Genomic DNA, 1518 nt, shown 5'->3' on the forward strand with positions numbered 1-1518 from the left:
CGCGTCCAGGTGATTGACGAGGACCTGGGCAAATCCGGTGCTGGCGGTGTGGATCGTCATGGTTTCCAGAAGCTCATTGCCGAGATCGGCCTTGGCAACGCCGGCCTTGTGGTGAGTCTCGACGCTTCTCGCTTGGCCCGCAATAACCGGGACTGGCATCAGCTTCTCGAACTGTGCTCGGTGTTCGGCGTGGTCATTGCGGATGGCGAACGGCTTTACGACCCGCGCGCCTACCACGACCGCCTGCTGTTGGGCTTGTCCGGCATCATGAGCGAGGCGGAGTTACATCAGCTTCGAATGCGGCTTCACCAAGGGGAACGCCAGAAGGCGGCGCGGGGCGAACTGCGACTGCCCCTGCCAGCCGGGCTCGCCTATGATCGAACGGGCACAATTATTCTCAATCCCGATGAGGAGGTGCAGGCCCGTTTTCATCTCGTGTTTGCCAAATTCCGGGAACTGCAAAGCGCTCGCCGTGTGATGCGTTACCTGGACAGGAATGGATTGTCCTTGCCGGTTCGGCCGCTGCTTGGACCATCTCCACACGAGGTCGTCTGGCGTGCGCCAGATAGTGCACGCGTCCTTAATATCCTTCAGAATCCGGCCTATGCTGGGGCCTATGTTTATGGCCGCCGGCAAAAGGATCCGAGCCGATGCCGGCCGGGATCGCTGACGGGAACGGTCAAGGTGGCGATCGCGGATTGGGCGGTTTGCCTCCACGCCGCTCACCCAGGCTATATCAGCTGGGAGGAGTTCATGGCCAACCAGGGGCGACTGGCAGATAACGTCTGCCGCTATGAGGCAGGACACTCTGGCGTACCGCGCAAGGGGGCAGCCTTGTTACAAGGAATTGCGGTCTGCGGTCGTTGTGGACGGCGCATGAGCATGCGCTACACGGGCCCGCATGCCGACTATCCGGTCTATTGCTGCCGCTCGGATCGGGACCAGCAAGGCAGTGCATTATGTCAGGAAGTCCGGGCCTTGGCGGTTGACGCGCTGGTTGAGCGGATAGTCCTCGATGCCCTGGTGCCGGATCAGATTGAGATCGCACTCGCAACCGCGGGCCAACTGGAGCAGGAGAACCGTCAGCTCGAGCGCCAGTGGGCGCTTCGCGTGGAGCGCGCCCGCTACGAGGCCGAGCGCGCTCGGCGTCAGTATGACGCCGTAGAGCCCGAGAACCGTCTTGTGGCGCGCTCACTTGAGCGGGCTTGGGAAGACAAGCTGCGTGTCGTCGAGGCGGTCGAGCAGCAGCATGCGCGTTGGCGCGCGCAAGAGCCGCTTCTGATTGGCCCGACGGAACGCGCAGGGCTACAAGCGCTCGGCGAGAACCTGCCGCGGATTTGGAACGCGGCCACCACGTCGGCAGCCGATCGCAAGCGTATTCTGCGATTTGTGATCCGCGAAGTCGTTCTTGATCAGAAGCGGACCCGAGGTCAGGTGTGGTTCAAGATCGTCTGGCAGACCGGCGCAACCAGTGAGCATCACGTGCAACGGCGCGTTCAGGCCTACCGCAACTACATC

General features: G+C 62.4%; 1 protein-coding gene. It reads left to right on the top strand.

The annotated features are described in order from the left end of the window. Positions 1 to 1518 (top strand): recombinase family protein (locus tag QJT78_RS51110; RefSeq protein WP_281460873.1); only part of this gene is annotated, 1518 nt, incomplete at both ends.

Source organism: Bradyrhizobium sp. Mp27, from assembly GCF_029953005.1.
Taxonomy (GTDB): Bacteria; Pseudomonadota; Alphaproteobacteria; order Rhizobiales; family Xanthobacteraceae; genus Bradyrhizobium; species Bradyrhizobium barranii.